Source organism: Tessaracoccus yangjingae, assembly GCF_055326235.1.
Map to the genome: position 1 here is coordinate 124672 of NZ_JBUZNN010000001.1, position 23332 is coordinate 148003.

General features: G+C 71.6%; 18 protein-coding genes and 1 tRNA gene. All 19 read left to right on the top strand.

What is annotated here, in order from left to right; all coding sequences use genetic code 11:
- Positions 1-23: 23 nt before the first annotated feature.
- The 19 genes from sftH to ACZK5D_RS00690 all read left to right on the top strand — a co-directional run bounded on the left by sftH (position 24) and on the right by ACZK5D_RS00690 (position 23285).
- Positions 24-2273: a DNA 3'-5' helicase SftH gene (gene sftH / locus ACZK5D_RS00600; protein ID WP_458994792.1), complete on the top strand. Its 2250-nt coding sequence runs from the start codon at positions 24-26 to the stop codon at positions 2271-2273.
- 143 nt (positions 2274-2416) lie between these two features.
- Positions 2417-2617 (top strand): DUF4244 domain-containing protein, encoded by a 201-nt coding sequence (locus tag ACZK5D_RS00605; RefSeq protein WP_458994791.1) that lies wholly within the window; start codon positions 2417-2419, stop codon positions 2615-2617.
- Positions 2618-2627: 10 nt separating this feature from the next.
- Complete coding sequence (locus ACZK5D_RS00610) at positions 2628-2987, top strand: TadE family type IV pilus minor pilin (protein ID WP_458994790.1); 360 nt, start codon at positions 2628-2630, stop codon at positions 2985-2987.
- The gene (locus ACZK5D_RS00615) at positions 2984-3346 is read left to right on the top strand and encodes an Rv3654c family TadE-like protein (RefSeq protein ID WP_458994789.1); all 363 of its coding nucleotides are present in this window, start codon (positions 2984-2986) and stop codon (positions 3344-3346) included. The genes ACZK5D_RS00610 and ACZK5D_RS00615 overlap by 4 nt, the downstream gene beginning before the upstream one ends.
- Before the next feature lie 39 nt (positions 3347-3385).
- Entirely contained in the window at positions 3386-4432 is a 1047-nt protein-coding gene (gene mgrA / locus ACZK5D_RS00620; protein WP_458994788.1) for an L-glyceraldehyde 3-phosphate reductase, read from the top strand.
- Positions 4433-4647: 215 nt separating this feature from the next.
- Positions 4648-6726 carry a glycosyltransferase family 2 protein gene (locus ACZK5D_RS00625; protein ID WP_463663912.1) on the top strand — a complete coding sequence of 693 codons (2079 nt, stop codon included), beginning with the start codon at positions 4648-4650 and terminating at the stop codon, positions 6724-6726.
- Positions 6727-6750: 24 nt separating this feature from the next.
- A complete protein-coding gene (locus ACZK5D_RS00630) occupies positions 6751-8214 on the top strand; it encodes a DUF7059 domain-containing protein (protein WP_458994786.1) in 1464 nt (487 codons plus the stop codon).
- Between the two features lie 80 nt (positions 8215-8294).
- Positions 8295-10964 carry a type I DNA topoisomerase gene (gene topA, locus ACZK5D_RS00635; protein WP_463663913.1) on the top strand — a complete coding sequence of 890 codons (2670 nt, stop codon included), beginning with the start codon at positions 8295-8297 and terminating at the stop codon, positions 10962-10964.
- 57 nt (positions 10965-11021) lie between these two features.
- Positions 11022-12407 (top strand): hypothetical protein, encoded by a 1386-nt coding sequence (locus tag ACZK5D_RS00640; RefSeq protein WP_458994784.1) that lies wholly within the window; start codon positions 11022-11024, stop codon positions 12405-12407.
- On the top strand, positions 12404-13030 hold the full coding sequence (gene tmk, locus ACZK5D_RS00645) for a dTMP kinase (RefSeq protein WP_463663914.1): 627 nt from the start codon (positions 12404-12406) through the stop codon (positions 13028-13030). Before ACZK5D_RS00640 ends, tmk begins: the two co-directional genes overlap by 4 nt.
- Positions 13031-13064: 34 nt before the next feature.
- The gene (locus tag ACZK5D_RS00650; protein ID WP_458994782.1) at positions 13065-14213 is read left to right on the top strand and encodes a DNA polymerase III subunit delta'; all 1149 of its coding nucleotides are present in this window, start codon (positions 13065-13067) and stop codon (positions 14211-14213) included.
- Between the two features lie 82 nt (positions 14214-14295).
- Positions 14296-15765, top strand: a complete 1470-nt coding sequence (locus ACZK5D_RS00655; RefSeq protein ID WP_463663915.1) for a DoxX family protein — start codon at positions 14296-14298, stop codon at positions 15763-15765.
- Between the two features lie 52 nt (positions 15766-15817).
- Complete coding sequence (locus ACZK5D_RS00660; protein ID WP_458994780.1) at positions 15818-16675, top strand: PSP1 domain-containing protein; 858 nt, start codon at positions 15818-15820, stop codon at positions 16673-16675.
- Complete coding sequence (locus ACZK5D_RS00665) at positions 16668-18320, top strand: alpha/beta hydrolase (protein WP_458994779.1); 1653 nt, start codon at positions 16668-16670, stop codon at positions 18318-18320. Before ACZK5D_RS00660 ends, ACZK5D_RS00665 begins: the two co-directional genes overlap by 8 nt.
- A 75-nt stretch (positions 18321-18395) precedes the next feature.
- Positions 18396-18471, top strand: a tRNA-Thr gene (locus ACZK5D_RS00670).
- 67 nt (positions 18472-18538) lie between these two features.
- The gene (locus tag ACZK5D_RS00675; RefSeq protein ID WP_458994778.1) at positions 18539-19519 is read left to right on the top strand and encodes an acetylxylan esterase; all 981 of its coding nucleotides are present in this window, start codon (positions 18539-18541) and stop codon (positions 19517-19519) included.
- 12 nt (positions 19520-19531) lie between these two features.
- Positions 19532-20779: an AGE family epimerase/isomerase gene (locus ACZK5D_RS00680; RefSeq protein ID WP_458994777.1), complete on the top strand. Its 1248-nt coding sequence runs from the start codon at positions 19532-19534 to the stop codon at positions 20777-20779.
- 84 nt (positions 20780-20863) lie between these two features.
- Positions 20864-22213 (top strand): flavin monoamine oxidase family protein, encoded by a 1350-nt coding sequence (locus ACZK5D_RS00685; RefSeq protein ID WP_458994776.1) that lies wholly within the window; start codon positions 20864-20866, stop codon positions 22211-22213.
- A complete protein-coding gene (locus ACZK5D_RS00690; RefSeq protein ID WP_463663916.1) occupies positions 22191-23285 on the top strand; it encodes a winged helix DNA-binding domain-containing protein in 1095 nt (364 codons plus the stop codon). The genes ACZK5D_RS00685 and ACZK5D_RS00690 overlap by 23 nt, the downstream gene beginning before the upstream one ends.
- Positions 23286-23332: the final 47 nt, after the last annotated feature.

Sequence of the window (23332 nt, forward strand, 5' to 3'; positions counted from 1 at the left end):
GAGGTGGCTGGCAGAGTTGGAGCGTGAAGTACGACTGGTTGCTCGGGAGGGATGAGGCGGTCGCCGTCTCGCGCCGTGAGCCGACGCCCGGCCTCACGTCGTCCTGGCCCGCCTGGTTGTCCGCGGAGACGGTCTCGCGGATCGAGCGGTCCGGGGTCCCGGCGCCCTGGCGGCATCAGGTGGAGTTCGCCCAGGCACTGTTCGACGGCCGGCACGCGATCGTGTGCACGCCTACAGGTTCGGGTAAGACGCTGGGCTACCTGATGCCCATCATCGCCGCCACCGCCGAGGGCACGCTGGGCGTCGCCGTCGACTCCACCCGGGCCCGCCTCACCGGGCCGCGACACACCGCCCTCTACCTGGCCCCCACCAAGGCGCTCGCCCACGACCAGGCACGGGCAGCCGCCGCGCTCGGGCCCAAGGGGTGGCGGCTCACCGCGCTCGACGGTGACTCCGACGATGCCGAGCGCAGATTCGCGCGCGACCACGCGGACCTCGTGCTGACGAACCCGGACATGCTGCACTTCTCCGTGCTGCCCAACCATCAGCGCTGGGCGTCCTTCCTCGGCTCGCTCCGCTACATCGTGCTGGACGAGGCACACCGCTACCAGGGCGTCTTCGGCGCGCATGTCGCCCAGGTGGTCCGGCGCCTTCGACGGCTGGCCTCGCAGTACGGGTCGGATCCGGTCGTCGCCCTGTCGTCGGCCACCGCACCCAACGCCGGAGAGTTCGCAGGCCGGCTCATCGGCGCCGAGGGCGTCGAGGTGATCCACCACGACACGTCCCCCAGCGGCAGGCGGACGGCGGTGTTGTGGCAGCCCGCCTCGTCGCTCCGGTCGGACACGGCCGAGCTCCTGGCGCGCCTGACCGACCACGACGCCCAGACCATCGCCTTCGTCCCGTCCAGGCAGGGGGCCGAACTGGTCTCGCTCGCCGCGCAGGAACTCTCCGCCCAGCCCACCCGCATCGCGTCCTATCGCGGCGGGTACCTGGCGCTGGACCGCCGGTCGCTCGAGGCCGGCCTGCACAGCGGCGAGCTCCGTGGGCTGGCCAGCACCAATGCATTGGAGCTGGGCGTGGACATCGCCGGCATGGACGCGGTGCTCGTCTCCGGGTATCCGGGCAAGCTGTCCTCCTTCTGGCAGCAGGCGGGCAGGGCGGGCCGGCGCGGTCAGGACGCCGTCGTGGTGCTCCTCGCGCGGGAGGACCCCCTCGACGCCTACCTGCTGGAGCACCCCGAGCTGGTGTTCGACGCGCCGGTGGAGCGCGCGGTGCTCCACCCGGACAACCCGCGGGTCCTCGGTCCGCATCTCGCCGCCGCCGCACAGGAGCTGCCACTGTCGGACGAGGACCAGCGGTGGTTCGGCCCCACCGCGCCGGCCATGGCCAGGGCTCTGGCCGCTCAGGGGGTGCTGCGCCACCGCAGGGACCGCTTCTACTGGACCCGCCCTGATCGGGCGGTGGACTTCATCAACCTCCGTTCCATGGGGGCGCGCCCCATCGACATCATCGAGCGCGACTCGGGGCGCATCGTGGGCGTGGTCGACGTCGCGGCGGCGGATCGCACCGTCCATCCCGGGGCCGTGTACCTGCACCAGGGGGAGAGCTTCACAGTGGAGGACCTGGACCTCGACGAGCACCAGGCGCTGGTTGTTGCATCGAGGCCCCGCTACTACACGCAGGCACAGTCGTCGTTCGACATCCAGATCGTGCAGGAGTCCGAGAGCAGGCCGGTGGGCATCACCCGGGTACATCGCGGCGACGTGCGCCTGGACTCACAGGTCCTGGGGTACCTCCGCAGGGACGAGGTGACCCACGAGGTGTGGGACTCGACGCCGCTGGACCTTCCCCGCCACCGGATGACCACGCAGGCGGTGTGGTGGACGGTGCCGGAGCACCTGGCACGCAGGCTCGGATGGGCGGAGCTTCAGATGGGCGCGGCGGCCCACGCGATGGAACACACGGCCATCGGCCTGCTGCCGGCCTTCGCGCCGTGCGACCGGTGGGACATCGGCGGCGTGAGTACGGCGCTCCACCCGGACACGGGCCTGGCCACGGTCTTCGTCCACGACGGCATGGCAGGAGGTGCAGGTTTCGCCCACCGCGGGTTCGAGGTGGTGGAGCAGTGGCTGCGCGCCACGCTCGACCGGCTCACCCGGTGCTCGTGCGAGTCAGGCTGCCCGGCGTGCGTCGTGTCACCCAAGTGCGGCAACGCCAACCAGGTGCTGCACAAGGGTGATGCGGCCGAGCTCCTGGGGCTCCTGCTCGACTGAGGGCTTCCCGCGCTCCACAGGCATGGGTGTTGTCCGTGGACGGCTGTCCACAGCTCCGGTGGGCGGCCGGAAAACGGCGGGGGCGGTTTGCGATCAAGGGGGTGACCGGCCAACAGGGCGCCGGCGCACCGAAAGGACCTCCCATGGCCACCCTCCTTCCCGCCCGCAAGGCACGGGCCCGAGCCCTCGCGCAGCGCGGACTCACCACGGTCGAGTACGCGCTGGGCCTGCTCGCCGCGGCCACTGTCGCCCTCGTGCTCCTGCGCATCTTCGGGGACAACCAGTTCTACAAGACCCTCTTCGACTGGGTGGTCAACGTGTTCACCCACATGGCGAACGGGTGATCCCGGTCCCATGAGCAGGCAGTCGAGGTGCCGGCGTGGCGAGCGCGGCATGGTCACCGTTGAACTGGCCATCGGACTGGTGACGGCGGTGGCACTTGCCGCGGCCCTCGCCGGGATCTCGCTGCTTGGGGTGGCGCAGGCCGGCGTCGCCGAGTCAAGCGCCCAACTGGCCCGGCAGACCGCCCGCGGGGACGACGGCGCAGTGCGTCAGGCGCGCCAGAGGGTCCCGGCGGGAGCCGAGGTGGATGTCCGTCGTGAGGCGGACGGGGTCACCGCGACCGTCCGCATGGCGGTGCGCATCGCCGGGCTGGGACCCGTCGAGGTGGAGGCCAGCTCGTGGGCGGCCTACGAGCCGGGGGTAGGGCGGTGAGCGCCGCTCGGAGCCAGCGAGGAGCTGCGGGCTCGGTGCTGGTGGCCGCCGTCTGCCTGATCCTGGTCAGCGCGTTCATGGTGTCGGCGGTTCTCATCCAGTGGTTCTTCATCGCCCGGCGTGCCGAGCAGGTGGCCGAGATCTCGGCGTTGGCCGCCGTCGGCGCGTCTGTGCGAGGGGACTCACCCTGCCCGGCCGCCGCAGACGCCGCCGGGCGCAACGCGGCCTCCGTGGTCGGCTGCGATGTGCAGGGAGGCGGAAGATCCGTGGTGGTGGAGGTGGTGGTCCGCGCACAACTGCGTCCGCAGCTGGGATGGGGCCCCTCAGAGATCGACAGGGCGGCGACGGCCGGAACCTGAGACGCCCGGGGCGGGGGTGGACGGGGATACAGTGCGGAGATGACCTACATCGCCGCCGAAGACCGCTACTCCAGCATGCCGTACCGCCGCCTGGGCGCCTCCGGCCTCAAGCTCCCGGCCATCTCGCTCGGGCTCTGGCACAACTTCGGTGACGACAAGCCGCTGCAGGCGCAGCGCGACATTCTCCGCCGCGCCTTCGACCGCGGGGTCACCCATTTCGATCTGGCGAACAACTACGGCCCCCCGTACGGCGCCTCAGAAGCCAACTTCGGCCGCCTCATGGCCGAGGACTTCGCGTCGTACCGCCATGAGCTGGTCATCTCGTCCAAGGCGGGCTGGGACATGTGGCCGGGGCCCTACGGGTTCGGCGGCTCACGCAAGTACCTGCTGAGTTCCCTGGACGACTCGCTGCGCCGCATGCGGCTCGACTACGTCGACATCTTCTACCACCACCGGCCGGACCCGGAGACCCCGCTCGAGGAGACGATGGCAGCCCTGGACCAGGCTGTACGGTCGGGCAAGGCCCTCTACGCAGGCATCTCGTCCTACTCGGCCACCCTGACGGCCAGGGCGCAGGAGATCGCCAGAGCGCTGGGCACGCCGCTCGTGATCCACCAACCCTCCTACTCCGTCCTCAACCGGTGGATCGAGGAGGGCGAACCGTCGCTGCTGGAGGCATGCCGCGCGGCAGGGATGGGCGTGATCGCCTTTTCGCCGCTCGCCCAGGGCATGCTCACGGACCGCTACCTGGAGGGCATCCCCGCAGATTCGCGGGCCGCCCAGGGCAAGTCCCTCGACACGGGCCTGTTGTCCGCAGAGAACATCGCGCACCTGCGGGCGCTCAACGACATCGCGGAGAACCGCGGGCAGAGTCTCGCCCAGATGGCGATCGCGTGGGCGCTGCGCGATCAGGGAGAAGCCTCGGTCACCTCCGTGGTGCTCGGCGCCTCGTCGGTGCGCCAGCTCGACGACAACCTGGCCGCGCTCGCGGACCTGGACTTCACCCCGGACGAACTTGCCTCCATCGACCTCCACGCGGGCGTGGCCGGGGTCAACCTCTGGCAGGGCGCCACAGACTCCGTCTGAGCCGTCAAGCTGAGCGCCCCACCTCCGGCGGGGGATGGCTTTCGAGGGGGAGGGGTAGGCCTTTCGGCCGGTGAGGCAGGGCTTTCGGGTCCACGGGAATCGCCGTTGGTCGGACGGATCCTTCCGATCGGGGGCTGTGGTGAACGACGACGCGGCGCGATCCTGCCTAGCGGGCGGATGGATCGCCGCCCAGACACTTTCCCCCGGAGGTCCCCGTGGCTCGACGAGCCGTCCCATCGCGCCCGGATTCGCGGCCCGAAGCCCTGCTCACCCTCGCCATGATGGCCCTGACCGCGCTCGCTGCCGTGATGCTGACGCTGGATCTCATCGCCGTCGCGCGCCATGAGCTCTGGGGCGTGTGGACGGTGGTGAGGCTCACCGCCCTGGCGGGGGTCCTGGCCATCCTGGTCGCGGGCAATCTGGTGTACCAGGTGGCACGGCTCGGGTTCCTCATCCGAACCGCGAACCACGACGTGCAGCCGCTGGCCGAGCTGGTCGGGGAGCACTGGGACGACGCTCAGCCCATCGCGGTGCTGGTGCCGTCGTACAAGGAGGACGAGCGCACCATCCGCCAGACGCTCACCTCGGCGGCTCTCCAGCATCACCCCCGTAAGCGGGTGGCGCTCCTGCTCGATGATCCGCCGGACCCGTCCGACGACGACAGCCTCGCGCTGCTCGAGGCCGCTCTCCGCCTCCCGGCAGAGGTTCAGGCGGTGCTTGCCGAGGCCCGCTCCATCGTGGAGGCAGGCCGCGTCCGCGTCCTCGCGCTGGCACCAGGCGACGGCAGGGACTTCGGCGAACTCCTGCGGGTGATGGACTCGCTCGCCTCCTGGGCCCGCCACCGGGCAGCCCACGAGACGCCGGCCGATCACACGGACGCGCACTTCGTCGAGGTGACCTGGCGGCGGCAGGCCCAACTCCTCGAGGAGAGGGTGCGCTGGCTGGCGGGCCGTGCGCACAGCACCACCCGCGACCAGATCCTCCATGAACTGGACCGGCTCCGCGATGCCTACACCTGTGACATCACCGTCTTTCAGCGCAAGCGCTACGTCAACCTCACCCACGAGCCCAACAAGGCCGCCAATCTGAACGCGTACATCGACCTGCTCGGCGCCCACGTCCGGGAGGTGACGGGAGCCGAGGGCCGTGTGCTCGAGCGCACCAACGAGGCCAATGGCACCCTCATCCCGGACGCCGCGTTCGTGCTCACCCTCGACGCGGACAGCATGCTGGATCCGGAGTACGCACTGCGTCTGGCCGCGACACTCGAGGCCCCCGGCAACGAGCGGCTGGCCGTGGTCCAGACCCCCTACACCTCCGTCCCGGGTGCCTCCGGCCTGGTGGAGCGGATCGCCGGCGCCACCACCGACATCCAGTTCATCGTCCACCAGGGCTTCACCTGGTGCCGAGCGACCTTCTGGGTGGGGGCCAACGCACTGCTCCGTAAGGAGGCGCTCGACGACATCCGCGTGGAGGACACGGAGCGGGGGCACGTCATCGCGCGCTACATCCAGGACCGGACGGTGATCGAGGACACCGAGTCCACCCTGGACCTGGCAGAGCGCGGCTGGGACCTGCACAACGTCCCCTCGCGCCTGGCGTGGAGCGCCACGCCGCCGGACTTCGGCTCCCTGCTCATCCAACGGAGCAGGTGGGCAAACGGCGGTCTCCTCATCGCGCCCAAGGCTGTGCGCAGGCTGATCGCGGCGCCCAGGGACCGGCTCGCGGTACCCGCGTTCCTGATCCGGATGCACTACCTCACCTCGATCGCCACCGGCAGCCTCGGCCTGCTGGCGCTGCTCTTCCTCCCGCTCGGCGGCGACGAGCTGCGCAGCCTGTGGCTTCCGATCCTGTCGGTTCCCTACTTCTTCCTCTACACCCGCGACCTCATGCGCTGCGGCTACCGACTCAGCGACATGGGCAGGGTCTTCGCCCTCAACCTCATGCTGGTGCCGGTGCACCTGGCGGGGGTCCTGAAGTCCGTGCAGCAGGGCCTGACCGGCAGGCGCATCCCGTTCGGGCGGACGCCCAAGGTGAGCGGCCGGACGGCCGCCCCCGCGTGGGCGGTCCTGTCGATCTGGGTCATGACGCTGTGGTGCCTCGTCTCGGTCCTCGTCGGCGTGGCCTCCGGCCGCTGGGTCAACGTGGCGGCCTCACTGCTCACAGGCGCGGCCCTGTCCTACGCCGCGGTGGCGTTCATCGGGCTTCGAGAGGGGATGGCGGACGTCGGACTGGCCCGGCGGCCCTCGAGGTTGACGGTCGGGAGGCGGCGTCAGGCCCTGCAGCCGCACTAGCCGTCGGCCGCCTACGATGACCCCATGCGCCTAGACCCGTCACACCTGCGTGCCAGCCTGCTCACAGCAGGCTTCACGGTCGACGCGGTGCTGGACCGCATCGGAGAGCCGGGGCAGGCGGGGCTGGGCCGCAACTCGACGGTGCCCGCGGACGTGGCACTCGGCCGCGACACTGACCCGATCGCCACCCTGACCAGGCTCTTCGTGCTCCAGCAGGCCGTCGCGGAGGAGCACCTGGCCGCGACACTCGACGTGTCGGCGCTGATGGAGGCCGGCTACCTGGAGCGCACCGCCGACGGTGTCCGGGCCCTGATCGACATCCGGCCGTACGGCTCGCCGGACGACGACGCCTCAGGGTGGATCGTGGCCGACCCCACCCCGGGGCTCGACGGCGAGATCGTGCCGACTCGTCCCGACTACGTCCTCGGCGTCTCCCCGGCCTCCACCACGCTGGCGCAGCTGACGATGCGGCGCCCCGTCGGCACGGCCCTGGACCTGGGGACGGGCTGCGGGGTGCAGTCGCTGCACCTCGCCAGGCATGCGTCGCGCATCGTCGCCACCGACGTCAACGCGCGGGCGCTGGAGCTGGCCCGCCTCACCCTGGCCCTCAACGAGGTCGACGCGGAGGTCCGCGAGGGGTCGCTGTACGAGCCGCTGGGCGGGGACCGGTTCGACCTGATCGTGTCCAACCCGCCCTTCGTGATGAGCCCGCCCCGGACCGAGGCGGAGACGCTCGCCTACCGGGAGACCAACTACGAGGGCGACGCGCTCGTCGAGACACTCATCCGCGGGGCGGCGGATCGGCTGACCCCGGGAGGCAGCCTGCAGCTGCTGACCAACTGGGCCGTCCTCGACGGGCCCTGGCAGGAGCGGCTCGACTCGTGGATCCCCGACGGCTGCGACGCCTGGGTGATCGAGCGCGAGCGGCTGGACGTGTTCAGCTACATCGAGATGTGGCTGGCGGATGCGGGCCTCGCCGGCTCGCGCGGCTGGCGGGGGGCGTACGACGAGTGGCTCGCCTACTTCGACCGGCTGGGCGTGCGCGCCGTCGGGATGGGCTGGATCCTCGTCACCCGGGCGGACAGGGCCGTTCCCCACCGCCGCTACGAGACGTGGCCGCACGCGGTCGCCCAGCCGGTGGGGGAGACGTTCGCCCGCCACGCCGAGGCCGTGGACGCCTTCCAGCTGTCCACCGCCGCCCTGCTCGCCTCGTGTCCGAGGCTCGTCGACGTCGATCAGGAGACCATCGGGGTCCCGGGCGCCGAGCACCCCGAGCACATCGTGTTCCGACAGCGCACGGGGCTGCGCCGGGCGGTCAAGGCCGACACGGCGCTGGCCGCGGCCGTGGGCGCCCTGGACGGCGAGCTGACCGTCGGCCAGGTGATCGGAGCCGTCTCCCAGGTCCTCGACGTCGACGCGGCGGACCTGGCGGCGTCGGTCCTTCCGGAGGTGCGTGGGATGCTGCTGGACCAGATGCTCCGCCTGTAGGCGGGCCACCGCGCGAGCGGTCACGTTGACAGCACAGGCTATTGTTCGATGAGTTTCCCGACTGGAGGACTGATCCGACCATGGCTCTCAAGCGTCTGGTGATTGTCGAGTCGCCGACCAAGGCGACCAAGATCGCCGGCTATCTCGGCTCCGACTACATCGTCGAGTCCAGCCGGGGGCACGTCCGCGACCTCCCCACGTCCGCCTCCGAGGTGCCCGCCAAGTACAAGGGCGAGAAGTGGGCCCGCACCGGCGTGGACGTCGACAACAACTTCCAGGCCATCTACGTGGTCTCTCCGGACAAGAAGTCCACCATCAAGGATCTGAAGGCCAAGCTCGCCGGCGTCGACGAGCTCCTGCTGGCCACCGACGGTGACCGCGAGGGCGAGGCCATCGCGTGGCACCTGATGGAGGAGCTGAAGCCCAAGGTCCCCGTGAAGCGGATGGTCTTCCACGAGATCACCAAGTCCGCGATCGACGAGGCCGTGACCAACCCCCGCACGCTGGACGTGGATCTCGTCGACGCGCAGGAGACCCGCCGCATCCTCGACAGGCTCTACGGCTACGAGGTCTCGCCGGTGCTGTGGAAGAAGGTCATGCCGAGGCTGTCGGCGGGCCGCGTGCAGTCCGTCGCCACCCGGCTGGTGGTCGATCGTGAGCGCGAGCGCATCGCGTTCGTCCCCGCCTCCTACTGGGACCTGGACACCCACCTCGACGCCGGTCCCGACGCGGACCCCCGCACCTTCCCGGCGCGTCTGGCCACCGTCGGCGACGCGAGGGTGGCTCAAGGCCGCGACTTCAACTCCTCGGGCGAGCTCACCTCCCAGGACGCGCTGATCCTCGACGAGGCATCTGCCCGCACCCTGGCCGAGGCGCTCCGGGGCGCGGCGCTCACCGTGGGGGCGGTGGAGGCCAAGCCCTACACCCGCAAGCCCTACGAGCCCTTCCGGACCACCACGCTGCAGCAGGAGGCCGGGCGCAAGCTGGGCTTCACCTCCGAGCGGGCGATGCGCGTGGCTCAGGAGCTCTACGAGAAGGGCTTCATCACCTACATGCGTACGGACTCCGTGACGCTCGCGGGGCAGGCCATCCAGGCCGCCCGCAAGCAGGTCAGGGAGTTGTTCGGCGAGAAGTACCTCCCGGCCCAGCCGCGCGTCTACGCGTCCAAGGTGAAGAACGCGCAGGAGGCGCACGAGGCCATCCGGCCGGCGGGCGACACCTTCCGCCACCCGGACGAGACCGGCCTCGTGGGGGACCCGTTCAGGCTCTACCAGCTCATCTGGCGCCGCACGCTGGCCTCCCAGATGGCAGACGCCAAGGGCGAGTCGCTGACCATCCGCGTGGACGCGGCCTTCCCGGCCGCCCAGGTGGGTGGGGGTGAGGTGACCGCGGCGGGGCTGGTGGCCTCTGGCCGCACCATCACCTTCCCGGGCTTCCTCAAGGCCTACGTGGTCAGCGTCGACGACGACTCGGCCTCGGACGACCAGCAGACCCGCCTGCCCATCCTCACCAGGGGGCAGGCCCTTGAGGTGGCCGACGTGGAGGCCTCCGGTCACGAGACGCGCCCGCCGGCCCGGTACACCGAGCCCTCGCTCGTGGCGAAGCTGGAAGAGCTGGAGATCGGCCGCCCCTCCACCTACGCGTCGATCATCCGCACCATCACGGCCCGCGACTACGTCTTCAAGAAGGGCTCGGCCCTGGTGCCCACCTGGCTCGCGTTCGCGGTGACCCGCCTGCTGGAGGAGCACTTCTCCGAGCTGGTGGATTACGCGTTCACGGCCCAGCTGGAGGACCAGCTCGACGAGATCGCCAGCGGCAAGGCAAAGCGGCTCAAGGTGCTCTCGGAGTTCTACCGCGGGCCGGAGGGCAGCGCGCATCACGGCCTCGAGGCGCTGGTGACTGAGCTCGGCGAGATCGACGCCCGGGCGCTGTCCACGTTCCCCCTCCGGGACTCGGGCATCGACGTGCGGGTGGGCCGCTACGGCACCTACGTCGAGTCCTCCGACGGGCGCCGCGCAAACGTGCCCGAGGACATGGCCCCGGACGCGCTGACCGTCGAGGTCGCGGAGGAGCTGCTGAGCAAGCCCCTGGATGAGGAGCGGGAGCTCGGCGTCGACGAGGCCAGCGGCCACATGGTGGTGGCGAAGAACGGGCGCTACGGCCCCTACGTCACCGAGGTTCTCCCCGAGGACGCGCCCAAGTCGGCCAAGGCGCGCACGGGGTCGCTGTTCTCGTCGATGTCGCTGGACTCCATCGACCTGCCCACGGCGCTCCAGCTGATGAGCCTTCCGCGGGTGGTCGGCGTGGATCCTGACGGCACCGAGATCACGGCGCAGAACGGGCGCTACGGCCCCTATCTCAAGCGTGGGACGGACTCTCGTTCGCTCACCTCGGAGGACCAGATCTTCTCCATCTCGTTGGAGGAGGCCCTGGCCATCTACGCGCAGCCGAAGACGCGTGGCCGGGCCGCGGCAGCGGCACCCCTCAAGGAGTTCGGCGCTGACCCGGTGTCGGGCAAGCCGGTGGTGCTCAAGTCCGGCCGGTTCGGGCCCTACGTCACCGACGGGGAGACCAACGCCACCCTGCGCCGCGACGATCCCCCGGAGACGCTCACCTCGGAGCGGGCCTTCGAGCTGATCGCGGAGAAGCGCGCCAAGGGGCCGGCCACCAAGCCCGCCGCCAAGCGCGCCCCCGCCCGCAAGACCACCGCGACGAAGAAGCCCGCCACCCGGGCTCCCAAGAAGGCCTGACGAGGGACGCCTGGTGCCGGGCGTCCGCAGGGGGTGACGGCCACTAGGGTGGCCCCCATGGGTAAGAAGCGTCGCGCCGTGCTCCGGCTGGAGGTCCCCTTCACCTCCGATCCGCCACGGCTGACTTCGGAGGCGGTCGGCCTGCCACGGATACTGCGTCGCCCCGCCGCCTCCTACACGATGGACGTGACGGTCCTCGACGTCGACGACGCCCGGCTCCTGCGGGCCGGCGTGACCGTGGCGCACCGGGTGATCGACGGGCTGGGGGAGTGGTACCTGGCGGGCCCGTCCTGGGCGCCTCACCTGCCGGTCGAGCAGGTTGAGCCGCTCGGCGCGTCCGGAGACCTCCCGGAGCAGTACGCCCGCCTGCTGCGCCCCCTGGTGCGCCGTGGCGTGCTCGGCACCATGGCCGCCCTGCACTGCGAACGCGACGAGTGGGCGCTGCGCACCACCGAGGGACAGGTCGCCGCCGTCGTCCGAGACGAGCGCGTCCGGATCCGCCGCAGCGGCATCACCACGGCGCGCTACCGCGAGATCACCATCACCCCCACCGAGCACCTGACCGGCCAGCAGCGGGACTTCCTGGTCAGCGCGGCCATGTCGGTCAATGCGACGGTCGTCGACGGGTACCCCAGCATCCGCCAGCGCCTCGGCGCCCCCGCCACCGGCTTGACGAGCTTCCCCCTCCCGCGCGAGACCAACCGCGATTCGACGCTGGAGGAGTTCGTGGCGTCGCTCTTCGCCGAGCACCTTCAGGGGATCGTCAGGGCAGACCTTGCACGTCGGGCGTCGGGCGGTGAGGACCTGTCCGAGCTCAACGCCCGGTTGTGGGCCTTCGGGCGGGACCTCCGAGGGCTGGCCCCGGTGCTGGAGCCGTCCTGGCGGGAGGCCACGGAACGGGCGCTCGGTGGGCTGCCGTTCGGATCGCCCGCCGAGGTGGAGACCCCCTTGCTGGACGTGATCGACGCCCTCGTCGGCGCGGCCCGGGCACCGCGCCTGGGTGACCTGGCGCACAAGCCCGCGGCGGAGCTGCTCTATCAGCGCGCCGAGCAGGCCACCTTCATCCTGGCGGACCGCTGCCGCGCCCTCCGCGCGGACTCCACCGACGAGCAGTGGCAGGGCGCGCTGGGCGCCGCCGAGCAGCTCGAGGTGGTGGTGGCCGTCGCGGCTCCGCTGTTCCCGAAGGTGGTCACCCGGATCCTCCGCCGCCTCGGCGACGTGACCCAGGAGTTGCGGAGGTGCGCGCTCGGCGCGTTCGCGGGGGAGCCCGCGCTGGACGGGCTGAGTGCCGCGCAGGCGTTCGCCCTCGGCCGCGACACCGAACGCAAGCGCGCCGAGGTCAGGCGCCACCGGGAGGCATTCATCGAACGCTGGCCGGACCGGGTCACGGAGGCGCGCAAGCTGATGCGTCGGGCCGCGAAGCACGAGGCCAGGAAGAAGTGACCGGCCTATTCGTCGTGTTCGAGGGTGGCGACGGGGTGGGCAAGTCGACGCAGGTCGAGCGGCTCGCCGGCTGGCTGGCCGATCGGGGCGTGCCCCACGTGGTGACCCGCCAGCCCGGCGGCACGCCCGTGGGGGCGGAGCTGAGGCGGCTCGTGCTGGACCCGGCGATGGGCCACGTCGATCCGAGGGCCGAGGCGCTCATGTACGCCGCGGACAAGGCCCAACACGTGCACGAGGTCATCCGTCCCGCGCTTGCCCGCGGCGAGGTGGTGGTGTGCGACCGCTACGTCGATTCGATGATCGCCTACCAGGGGGCGGGGCGGGCGCTGGACATCGACAACGTTGCGCGCATCGCCTGGTGGGCGGTGGGCGGACTCAAGCCGCATCTGACCGTGCTGCTCGACGCCGACCCGACCGACGCCGTCGAGGCGATCTCGGACAAGGACCGACTCGAGGGCGCCGGGATCGGGTTGCACCACCGGGCGCGGGACTTCTTCCTCGACCTGGCCGCCCGGGAGCGGGACCGCTACGTGGTCCTCGACGCCCGCGGCACCCGCGAGGATCTGGGGGAGGCCATCGCCGGGGAGCTGGCCCGGCGGCTGGGTCCGCTGAGGACGGCCTGAGCGCCGCGTCGGCGGCGCATGGCAGGATGGCCGCATGGGTGACGTGTGGTCTGAGCTGATCGGGCAGGAGCGGGCCGTCGGCACCCTCCGCCGCGCCGTCGAGGGCCACAGCCACGCCATGACGCACGCCTGGCTGTTCGTCGGCCCACCTGGATCCGGACGCTCCAACGCGGCCAAGGCCTTCGCCGCTGCGCTGCAGTGCCCCACGGGCGGCTGCGGTCGCTGCGAGGCCTGCCGCACCACCCTGTCGGGCGCCCATCCTGACGTGACCCTCCTCCGCACCGAACAGCTTTCGATCGGTGTGGACGAGGTGCGCGCGCTGGTCGGCCGGGCGTCGATGGCCCCGGTGAAGAACCGGCACCAGATCGTCGTCGTGGAGGACGCGGACCGGATCACCGAACGCGGTGCCGACGCGCTCCTCAAGGGCCTGGAGGAGCCGGCCCGCCGGACGGTGTGGCTCCTCTGCGCGCCCAGCGCGGACGACGTCATCATCACCATCCGCTCGCGCTGCAGGGTCATCAAGCTGGTCACGCCCGGCGACGACGCGGTGACCGAGCTGCTGATCACCCGCGACGGCATTTCGCCCGCCCTCGCGGCCCACGCGGCGCGCGCCGCGCAGGGGCACGTGGGCAGGGCCCGCATGCTCGCCCGTTCGGAGGACGCAAGGATCCGGCGGCGCGAGATCCTCTCGCTCCCCGGCAGGCTCACGTCGGTCACCGCGTGCCTCGACGCCGCCGAGAACCTGGTCTCCTCCAGCGCCGACGAGGCGGCGCAGGCCACGGCGGATCTCGACGCCCGGGAGATGACCGCGTTGCAGGAGGCGCTGGGCGTGGGTGGCCGCGGAGCCAAGCCGCGCAACGCCCAGGCCGCGCTGCGCGAGCTCGAGGAGCAGCAGAAGGCCCGAGGCAAGCGGCTCCAGCGGGACGCCCTGGATCGGGTGCTGACCGAGTTCACCGGCTACTACCGTGACGTCCTGGCCCGCCAGACGGCCCCGGAGGTGCCCCTGGTCAACGCGGATCTGGCTGACGAGATCGAGCCCGTGGCCCGTCGGTCGACCCCCGAGCAGACGGTCCGCGCGCTGGACGCCATCCTGCAGGCGCGCACCGCGCTCGAGGGCAACGTGGCCCCCCTGCTGGCGCTTGAGGCGTTGTTGATCAGCCTCTCCCTGGCCGCCCGGACCTGACCCCGGCGGGCGTGTCACCCCGGCCCCGGCATGGCCCGGGTGCCAAGATGGCAGGCAAGACTGCCCACTGATAGGGGAACCGATGTCCAACAACGATTGGATCCAGGAAGGCACACCTCGCGACGAGGAGTGGACGGCCGAACAGGACGACTACGGAGTGCCCGTGGAGCCAGCCGAGTGGGACGACTACGCGTCTGAGCAGACGGTGCCGGTGCCGCCGGCGCCCAGCCAGCCCGCGCCCGAGCTGGTGCCCGCCGAGGAGCATGACGAGCCCGCGGACGAGTGGGAGAGCGTCGAGACCGAGCGCGTAGTGGCCGGCGACGCGCAGCCCGCGGCGGAGTCCTTCGAGGAGGCCGAACCCGCCGTCGACGAGGTTGAGCCGTCCGCGGTGGAGCCCGACGCGGCCGTCGACGAGGGCGAGCCGTTCTCCGGGGAGCCCGAACCGGGCGTCACCGAGGAGGAGCAGCCCGCAGGGGAGGCGGAAGTTGTCGTCGCCGAGGAACCGTCCGGGGGAGAGCCCGGCCTGGTCGATGAGCAGGAGTGGACGGTCGAGGAGCCGGCCGCCGCCCAGGACGGCGATGAGACGCAGACCCCGCCGGCCCTGGAGGACGAGTGGGCCGCCGAGGAGCCGATGCCCGTCCCTTCGGGTGATACAGAGCCTGTCGACGCCGAGCCTGCGGCGGTCGTGGACGACGAGGAGACCCCGGCGGTCGTCGACGACCAGGAGACCCCGGCGGTCGTGGACAACCAGGAGACCCCGGCGGAGGAGGCCGGCGCTGCCGCGTCCTTCGGGTGGCCCGTCCGGCCGGAGCCCGGAGAGGACAAAACGGAGGATCCCCAGGCCACGCAGGCGATGCCGCTGCTAGCCCCGGCTCCGGCGGCCGTCGCCGCGGGCGCTGCCGGCACGGCCGCCCTAGCGGGCCTCTACCGCGGGGGCCGCGACCAGACGAGGGTCATCGACCCGTCGCAGCGGCAGAGCCTGGACGACGAGATGGCGGAGGAGGAGCGGGTCGCGCACCAGCTCCGGGCTGAGAAGGAGGCGCGTGACCAGCGCCTCGGGCTGGTCCAGACCTCCGATGCCAACGCGGTGCGCCACCTGCCCCAGGGCCGGCGGGGCGTGGGCCATTTCGGCAGCTTCGGGCTGTTCGTGCTGCGGCTGGTGACGGCCGCCATCCTGGGCGTCGTCGGCTACCAGGTGTTGAGCGCACTGGACGCCACGACAGAGTTCCTCGGCCGCACGCTGATCCCGGAGCCGGAGCTCGTGGCCTGGATCGTCGGGATCGGCCTGGCGGTCATGGCTGTCCTGCTGTTGATTGGCCTTGCCGTGCGGGTGGTCGGCGTCCTGCTCGTCGTCGTCGCGGCGGGGTCGCTGGCGTTCATCCGGTGGGGCCAGTTCAGCCCCTTCGTGGCTGGGATGGAGGGCTTCCTCGGAGACCTCGACCTGCTGCTGTTCGCGGTGGGGATCGTGTTCCTGTCGCTGGGCGGCGGGCGCTGGGGCATCGACGGCGCCTTCGTGAAGGCACGCGAGAACGCCCGCGAGGCCAGGCACTGACGAGCCCGAGCCCGCGGGCCGCGTGGCTTGGCGGGCTTACTAGGCTGTGCGCATGGCACGGGTGATGGCTGTCGCCTTCGAGCGGTACGGCCAACTGCACTATCTGGACCCTGGGGACCGGCAGTACGCCGTCGGAGACTGGGTCAGGTTCCCCACGCCCGACGGCGAGGAGGTCGCGCAGTGCGTCTGGGCGCCTGAGAGTGTGCAGGAGGGCTTCGACGCCCTGCCCGTGTGCCCGGGCCCGGCCACCGACGCGGACCTGCAGCGGGACCGGGCGAACCGGGACATCCGTGCCAACGCGGTCCGGGTGGCGAAGGACCTGATCGCCAAGCACCGCCTGCCCATGAAGGTGGTGGGGGTGGACTTCCTCGACAGGTCGCCCCAGTTCGACAGGCTCGTCGCCGTCTACTACACCGCCCCCCACCGCGTGGACTTCCGCGGGCTGCTCGGGGACCTCGCGCGCGCGCTCGACTCCAGGATCGACCTGCGGCAGGTGGGCGCCCGCGACGCCGCACGCCTGATCGGTGGCGTCGGCAGCTGCGGGCGCGAGCTGTGCTGCACCACCTTCCTCACTGACTTCGAGCCCGTCGGAATGCGCCTGGCCCGCGTGCAGGGCCTGCCGCCCAACCCGCTGCAGATCGCCGGCGCCTGCGGTCGGCTCATGTGCTGCCTCAAGTACGAGCACCCCCTCTACGTTGACTTCGTGCAGCGCGCGCCCGCCGTCGGGGACCATGTCACCGTCGACGGCGAGGAGGGCGTGGTCACCGGCCACAACGTCCCCTCGCAGACGGTCACGGTGCGCCAGGGCAACGGCGAGGTCGTGCGGTGTCCGTTGGAGTCGGTATGTTCTACGGCCAGGGCGCGCCGGACGTTCGCGCAGGAGTCGGCCGGGAAGGGCGCGGATGAGTAGGAGGGTCAACCTCATCCAGGGGGTGTTGACGCTGATCGCGATCGCGTTGGTGACCACCCTGTTCCTGGGCGGCTTCGTGGGCGGAACCAACCGGGACCAGCCCGCCTCCCCCAACACGCCCGGCCCGGCCACGCCGTCGCCGCTGCCCACCGGTGCCCGGATGCCAGGGGTGCCGGAGGTGCCGGTGGACCAGCACGAGACCTTCCCCGAGGAGCCCTCGCACAACGCGGACCGCCAACTGGGCTACGAGGCGTCGGGCGCGCCGCAGGTCTCGTTCCTCGCCTCCGAAGGAGATCTGGCGGCCTACGCGAGCCAGGTCGTCGAGTGGAAGCGGTGCGACGAGGGCGCCGGCCAATGTGCCACCGTCAAGGTGCCCCTGGACTGGGATAACCCCGCCGGCGACGCCATCGAGATCGCGGTGCGCCGCGTCATCGACGGAGACTCGTCGCGCGGCCCGTTGTTCGTCAACCCGGGGGGCCCCGGATTCGGCGGTCAGGACTTCGCCCAGCAGATCGCGGGCAGGTGGACCAACTACGACACGGTGGGCTGGGACCCCCGGGGCACGGGGAAGTCCACCAGCGTGGTCTGCGGCACGCTCGAGGAGACCGACGAGATCTTCGAGCTCGACGGCAGCCCCGACGACGCCGCCGAGGACCTGGCGCTGCAGGACGGAGCCACGGACTTCGCCCAGCAGTGCCGGGACTCCTCGGGGGACCTGCTGGACCACCTCACCACCATCGACGTGGTGCGTGACCTCGATCTCCTGCGCCACCTCCTCGGTGCCGAGAAGCTCAACTACGTGGGCGTGTCCTACGGCACATACGTGGGTGCCATGTACGCCGAGCTGTTCCCCAACTCGGTCGGCAGGCTGGTGCTGGACGCCGCCGTCGACATCACCGGCGAGGACGAGACGCCTCAGACGCAGGGCTTCGAGCGGGCCATGGGCAACTTCACCGCGTGGTGCGCCGGGTCGGACCTGTGCAGCCTCGGCGACGACCAGCAGGAGATCACCGACGCCATCGACGCCTTCCTCACCGAGCTGGACGCCGCGCCGCTCGAGGTGGGCGACCGCATCCTCACCCAGACGATGGCCGCCACGGGCATCGCGCTGTACCTGTACGAGGACGAGGAGGCGTACCGCACCCTGGACGTGGTCATCGCCAACGGCATGGCCGGCGACGGCGAGGCCCTCCTGTACTCCGCGGACCTGCTCAACGGCCGTGGGCCGGCCGCCTATGACACCATCGCCTACGCCTTCCCCGCCATGATCTGCGCGGACTGGGCGGACGAGGGGGTGGCGCCCGTCCCGCAGGAGTGGCGCGACACCTTCGAGGTGGCCCCTCTGATGGCACCGCACATGGGGATGAGCTACAACTGCCAGCTGTGGACGGTCGACTCCGCGCCCGAGATCCGGATCACGGCCCAGGGCGCTCCCACCATCCTGGTTGTCGGCACGACGGGGGATTCGGCCACGCCGTACGAGCAGGCGCAGTCCATGGCTGCACAGCTGGAGTCCGGGACGCTGCTCACGCTCGACGGCGCCGGACACGGCGCGGTCACCGGGGACAACGGCTGCATCGCCGACGCCGTGGACGGGTTCCTCTACGACGGCGTGGCACCCGAGGACGGCACCACCTGCTCGTGACCCCGGCCCGCGCCGAGCCGGGGCTCGATGGGCTTTTGCCGAGGGGAAGCGGCGCCGGTATAGTTCCCACGTGCTGCCGCCCTAGCTCAGTCGGTAGAGCGACGCTCTCGTAAAGCGTAGGTCACGGGTTCGATTCCCGTGGGCGGCTCCAGCGGAAGGCCCCGGTCCCAGACCGGGGCCTTCCCGCGTTTCCGGGCCACCTCGATAGAGTCTCCGCCATGGCCCAGTTCGACCTCCCCCTCGACGTCATCCGCACCTACCGACCCGACGTGCCGGAGTCTGCGGACTTCGACGCGTTCTGGGCGGACACCCTCGCGGCGGACGCGCCCGTTCAGCTGCTCGACGAGGCTCCTCTCGACAACCGGCAGGCGCTCATCGACACGTTCGACCTCACCTTCACCGGCTTCGGTGGAGCGCCGATCAAGGCCTGGCTGCATGTCCCGGCGGGCGCCACAGGGCCGTTGCCCACCGTCGTGCGCTACCACGGGTACTCCGTCTCGCGCGGCATGCCGCTCGCGCCCCTGTACGCCGCGGCCGGCTACGCCCAGTTCGACCTCGACAACCGCGGCCAGGGCTGGCACGCGGCAAGCATCTTCGAGCGCAGCCCCGACCCGCACGACGACGCCGGGGCCTTCGGGCCGCCCGGCCCCATGACCAAGGGCATCGCGTCGCGTGAGACGTACTACTACCGCCGCCTCATCACCGACGCGGCGCGACTGCTCCAGCTGGCGGCCGGGCACCGGCTCGTCGACGCATCGCGCCTGGTGGTCTCGGGGATCTCCCAGGGCGGCTACCTCACGCTCGCGGCGGCAGGGCTCGCGCCCTCGCTGGGGATCCAGCTGGCCGGCGCGATGCCCGACGTGGCGTTCATGTGCCACATCCGCCGCGCCGTGGGGCTCATCGACGACGCGCCGTTCTCGGACGTCGCGCGCTTCATCCGCGCCGCGCCGCACCTCGAGGACGCCGTCTGGGAGACCCTCAGCAGCTTCGACGGCGTCTCCTTCGCCCGCCGCGCCACCTGCCCCGCCCTGTTCTCGGCGGCGCTGGCCGACACCGTCTGCCCCCCGTCGACGGTGTTCGCCGCCCACAACGCCTACGGCGGCCCCCGCGACATCGTCGTCTACCCGCACAGCGGCCACGAGGGTGGACAGGACGTGCAGCTGTGGCGTCAACTCGGCTGGCTCGCCGAGAACCTCTGATAAGGAAGCACCATGACAGACCTCTTCGGCGACCACGCAGACCCGTTCACGGACCCCACGCACCGGCGCTTCCTCATCGAGCACCGCCGGGAGCTGCTGGACTTCTACCAGCCGGAGGTCTGCCTCCCCTCGGGCGGGTTCGCGTGGATCGGCAACGAGGGGCACGCCATGCCCGAGATGGGCGCGCAGCTCTTCATCGGCGCCAGGATGACCCACGTGTTCTCGCTGGCCGCCATGGAGGGGCGCCCCGGCGCGCGCGACGTGGTGGAGCACGGGCTGGCCTTCTACCTCGACGGCCCCGGCCGCGACCCCGAGTTCGACGGCTGGGTGCCGTCCGTCGGCGGCGACCAGCCGCAGGACCGCAAGGAGCTGTACGGGACCGCGCAGCTGCTGCTCGCCGCCAGCTCCGCCACCGCCGCGGGCTTCGCCCGGGGTCGCGAGCTGCTGGAGGCCGCGTCGTCCGTCATCGACAGCCACTACTGGCGCGAGGAGGACGGCATCTGCGTGGAGGGCTACGACCGGTCCTTCACCGAGCTGGACGACTACCGCGGGCAGAACGCCAACATGCATCTCACCGAGGCCTACCTCGCCGCCTTCGAGGCCACGGGTGAACAGAAATACCTGACCAGGGCCGCGTCCATCGCGCGCAGGATCGCATCGGCGGCCGCCGAGCCCGTGGAGGGCGCGTGGCGGCTGCCCGAGCACTTCACCGCGGACTGGGAGCCGCTGCCGGAGTACAACGCGGAGGACCCCCGCCACCCCTTCCGGCCCTACGGGTCCCAGCCCGGGCACTGGCTGGAGTGGACCAAGCTGCTGCTTCAGCTGCGCGGCCTCGGCGTGGACGAGCCGTGGCTGCTGCCCGCGGCGGCCGCCCTGTTCGACGGCGCGGTCCGCGACGCGTGGAAGGAGGGCTTCGTCTACACGGTCGACTGGGAAGGCCGGCCCGTTGTGGAGGAGCGCTTCTTCTGGGAGGTGGCCGAGGGCATCGGTGCGGCGCGGTACCTGTGGCTCGCCACGGGCGATCACGCGTACCAGGAGTGGTACGAGAGGTTCTGGCGCTTCGCCGACGAGCATTTCGTCGACCATGGGCGGGGCAGCTGGCACTCGGAGCTCGACGCGTCCCTGGCCCCGGTGACACACACCTGGGACGGCAAGCCGGATCTCTACCACGTCTACCAGGCCACCCTCTACGCCTTCCTGCCCGCCGATCAGGGCTTCGCGGCATGGCTGTCGGCGGGCAACTCGAAAGCCCTGGCTTAGACGACTCCCGGCCATCGGCATGGAATCGGCCTTGTAGGCTGGTCCTCGCTTCCCCGACCCGGGGATTCGTCTAGGAGGAACACGGTGTTCGACTGCGCCATCATCGGGGCTGGGCTGGCTGGGCTCGTCGCCGCGCAATACCTCACGGACCGCGGGCTCGATGTCACGGTGCTCGAGGCGCGGGAACGCGTCGGCGGCCGGGTCGAGAACAAGGTGCTGAGCGACGGCTCGTACGTCGAGCTGGGCGGTCAGTGGATCGGCCCCGGCTTCGACGAGCTGCTCGAGATCATCGATTCGCTGGGGCTGGAGACCATCGGCCTGCCCGCCCGGGGCAACCTCGTGGTCCGGCTCCGCGGTCAGGCGCTCCAGGTGCCCTCCAAGGAGGACACCCCAGCGCTCACCCCGTTCGAGGTCTCCGACCTCGGCCAGGGCCTGCTGCGCCTGCGCCGGCTGGCCGAGCGCCTGCGCGACGACCCCGCCTGGCGGAAGGCCAACGACGCCTGGCTGAAGCAGGATCTGCGCCGGTGGGTCACCACCAACCTGCGCACCCACGGCGCGCAGCGGCGCTTCGCCGAGGTCTACGCCGCCGCGTTCGGACCCATGCCCAAGGAGGCCACGCTCGTCGAGGGCCTGCACCAGGTCAACTCGGGGCCGGATCTGGAGTCCATGCTCGCCAGCAACGGCGGCCTCCACCAGCAGCGCGTCCACGGCGGGATGGCCGCGGTGGCAGAGGCACTCGCCGCCCGCCTGGGTGACGTCGTGCGGCTCGGCGCCGAGGTGACCATGGTGGAGCACGCGGACCGGTCCGCGCGCCTGAGGCTCGCCAACGGCGAGGTGGTCGAGGCCCGGCAGGTCATCTCGACGCTGCCGCCGCGGCTGGCCGTCTCCCTGCCGCATCAGCCGGCCCTCGCCCCCTGGCGCGCCGAGGCGGCAGACCGGGTGGCGCCCGGCAACGTGATCAAGGCCTTCCTCATCTACTCGCGGCCGTTCTGGCGCGAGCTCGGGTACTCCGGCCAGTCCAGCGCGGACGAGGGCGCCGTGCGCGTCACCTTCGACACCACGTCGGACAACTCCGAGCGGGGGCACCTGATGGGCTTCTTCGAGGGCGCGGACGCGGACAGCCTCTCGCGTCGCTCCGTCACGCTGCGCGAGCGCGCGTTCGTGGATTCGGTGGTCCGCACGTTCGGGGACGTGGCGGCCTTCCCACTGTCCTACATCGAGCGGGACTGGTCCTCCGAGAAGTTCACGGGCGGCTGCCACGGCGCGCACTTCGCCCCGGGCGTCTGGACCACCAACGGCCCGGTGCTGGCCGAGCCCGACGGCGTGCTGCACTGGGCGGGCGCCGAGTACGCCACGCGCTTCAACGGATACATGGAGGGTGCGGTCCGCTCGGGCCGCGAGGTGGCCGCCGTTGTCGCCCGCAACCTCGCCTGACGCTCGCCTCGGCCGGCTGCGCCTCGTGGCGCAGGGCCTCATCACGAGGCCGTTTGCGACGCCCACCGCCGCCGTGCGGGCACTCGGGGCGATGCAGGGGCAGGACCTGCCCGGCGTGCTGGCCTCGGCGGCGCTGCGCACCCCGCTGGGGGCCGACGCTGTGCTCGCGGACCTCGACGCCGGCGCTCTGGTGCGCGGCTATCCCATGCGCGGCACCGTCTTCCTGCTTCCTGCCGACGACGCCGCGTGGATCACCGAGCTCTGCGCCAGGCCGTCGGTGCGCGCCGCCTCCGCGCGGAGCCATCAGCTGGAGCTCGATGTCCCCCAGATCGAGCGCGCCAGCGCTTTGGCGCTCGACACCCTTGACGCAGGGCCCATGTCCAGGGCGGCGCTGTTCGAGCGGTGGGACGCCCACGGCCTCGCGCCCCGTGGGGGGAGGGGCTACCACCTGCTCTTCCACCTCATCGCCGGCGGCACCGTCTGCTACGGGCCGTGGAACGGCACCGAACAGGACCTGGTGCTCACGTCGCGCTGGCTTCCGCAGGGATCCACCCTCGAGGGGCGCTTCAACGGGGACCGGGTGGCGGCCGCAGCCGAGTTTCTGCGCCGCTACCTGACCAGCCATGGCCCCGCGACCGTCAGGGACTTCGCCTGGTGGACCAAGCTCGGCCTCGGTGAGATCCGCGCCGCATCGGGGCTGGTGGCCGACGCGCTGGAGACCGACGGGGCCGCCGAGGCGAGCTACTGGCGCCCCGGGCTGCTCGAGGAGGCGGCGGACCTGGGGCGGAGGGCGTCCGCGCCGCTGCTGCTGCCGGGCTTCGACGAGTTCGTGCTGGGGTACCAGGACCGGCTCTTCGCCCTGACCGAGGAGGACCACCACCGCCTCGTCCCAGGCAACAACGGAGTGTTCAAGAAGTCGATCGTCGCCGGGGGGCTGGTGCGGGGAAGTTGGAACCGGGCCGGCCGGCCGGGGAGGCGGACGTTGGAGACCGACGAGTTCGCCCCGCTCAGCGCCACGGTCCGGGCGAGGCTGGACGCGTCGTTCCGGGCCTTCCCCTTCGTCGCGCCCTGACGGAGCACCCGACACCGCAGACAGGGGGAGGGCGACGCATGTCTGCG

Coding starts and splice junctions, on each gene's coding strand:
- ACZK5D_RS00605 (WP_458994791.1), top strand. CDS start 2,417: ATGGCCACCCTCCTTCCCGCCCGCAAGGCACGGGCCCGAGCCCTCGCG.
- ACZK5D_RS00610 (WP_458994790.1), top strand. CDS start 2,628: ATGAGCAGGCAGTCGAGGTGCCGGCGTGGCGAGCGCGGCATGGTCACC.
- mgrA (WP_458994788.1), top strand. CDS start 3,386: ATGACCTACATCGCCGCCGAAGACCGCTACTCCAGCATGCCGTACCGC.
- ACZK5D_RS00630 (WP_458994786.1), top strand. CDS start 6,751: ATGCGCCTAGACCCGTCACACCTGCGTGCCAGCCTGCTCACAGCAGGC.
- topA (WP_463663913.1), top strand. CDS start 8,295: ATGGCTCTCAAGCGTCTGGTGATTGTCGAGTCGCCGACCAAGGCGACC.
- ACZK5D_RS00640 (WP_458994784.1), top strand. CDS start 11,022: ATGGGTAAGAAGCGTCGCGCCGTGCTCCGGCTGGAGGTCCCCTTCACC.
- ACZK5D_RS00650 (WP_458994782.1), top strand. CDS start 13,065: ATGGGTGACGTGTGGTCTGAGCTGATCGGGCAGGAGCGGGCCGTCGGC.
- ACZK5D_RS00655 (WP_463663915.1), top strand. CDS start 14,296: ATGTCCAACAACGATTGGATCCAGGAAGGCACACCTCGCGACGAGGAG.
- ACZK5D_RS00660 (WP_458994780.1), top strand. CDS start 15,818: ATGGCACGGGTGATGGCTGTCGCCTTCGAGCGGTACGGCCAACTGCAC.
- ACZK5D_RS00665 (WP_458994779.1), top strand. CDS start 16,668: ATGAGTAGGAGGGTCAACCTCATCCAGGGGGTGTTGACGCTGATCGCG.
- ACZK5D_RS00675 (WP_458994778.1), top strand. CDS start 18,539: ATGGCCCAGTTCGACCTCCCCCTCGACGTCATCCGCACCTACCGACCC.
- ACZK5D_RS00680 (WP_458994777.1), top strand. CDS start 19,532: ATGACAGACCTCTTCGGCGACCACGCAGACCCGTTCACGGACCCCACG.